Source organism: Parendozoicomonas sp. Alg238-R29, assembly GCF_947331445.1.
Taxonomy (GTDB): Bacteria; Pseudomonadota; Gammaproteobacteria; order Pseudomonadales; family Endozoicomonadaceae; genus Sansalvadorimonas.
The window spans coordinates 1-1084 of the sequence record NZ_CAMZOG010000226.1; the positions used below are offsets into that span (position 1 = coordinate 1).

1 protein-coding gene is annotated in these 1084 nt (G+C 41.7%); it reads left to right on the top strand.

Going from position 1 to position 1084, the window contains the following annotated elements:
• Positions 1 to 137: 137 nt before the first annotated feature.
• The gene (locus QMA35_RS21770) at positions 138 to 1004 is read left to right on the top strand and encodes a hypothetical protein (protein ID WP_281649228.1); all 867 of its coding nucleotides are present in this window, start codon (positions 138 to 140) and stop codon (positions 1002 to 1004) included.
• Positions 1005 to 1084: the final 80 nt, after the last annotated feature.

Below are 1084 nucleotides of genomic sequence, written 5' to 3' on the forward strand. Positions count from 1 at the left end.
TTGGCTACATGGCAGCACGTACGTGCCCAATGCCAGAAAGGCTTCTTAAGCTGGCTGACTTACAGTGGTAATCAGGAGAAACTATAGAAAAGCTGAAGGAGGCCAAAGAAAATGCCAAGAGTAAATATGGCAGGAGCATGCTTGCTCAATTAGAGCAACAACTAGAAGTCTGTCGTGATCCTAAAGTTATTTATGAGCGCTATATTACAAACGGGAATTACCGGTCGGCAAGCTCCTGCCAGTCAAAATTCAATAGACAGCAACTTTCAGACCAAGCCAGGAGAATGCTAGACACTCAATTCAGTAAAGCACTAAAAGCGGGGCAATTAGATGCAGCAAAAGCATGGCATCAATTGGGAGCCATATTAACCAATGAAAACCTGGGTGAATTTGTCACAGCAAAAAACTGGAGAGCCATCAAAACTGTGCAAGAATGTAGTCTGGAAATTCCTCAGCAAATACAAACTCAGCTATCAAATGCACTGGTAAATGCTATGTATCAACAGGAATTAGACACAGCCAGGTTATTGTTTGATATGGGAATAAGAATCCCCGAAGATAAGGTTGATAGCCTGCAAGCTTTACTTTTCACGGCTGCTTCAACGGGTAATTACGACATGGTATCTCAATTGAATCAATGTGGTTTATCAATAGGTTCTATAACCTTGAATGTTTTGAATACAGCGATTCAGGGCATGCAACAGCTACCAGAAATGAGGGTGGTAGTTGCACAGTTGCAACAGCTAGTAGTAAAAGCAACACCTCCACTTGAACAGCCGGAGAAAAAAGCTGGAAGTTCAACAGAACAGCCTCAACAAATTGCAACAGTTAATCATGAGCAAAAGATTAAGGATCTAATTGCTGCAGTAAGAAAAAAAGATAAAGATGAAGCACGGAGGATAATGAAGTCACAAGGATTTACACTCAGTGAACCAGTCAAAAATGAGATAATGGATATAGTCAGGGACTGGACGGCTCTGTTCACAATACATGTTGGTGCATGAACTATACTTCTGAGCACCGGCTTCTGTCGTGTAATTGGAACCATCGTCATGCAGCAAACACAATTCCAAGAGTTCCTGAA

Coding starts and splice junctions, on each gene's coding strand:
- QMA35_RS21770 (WP_281649228.1), top strand. CDS start 138: ATGCTTGCTCAATTAGAGCAACAACTAGAAGTCTGTCGTGATCCTAAA.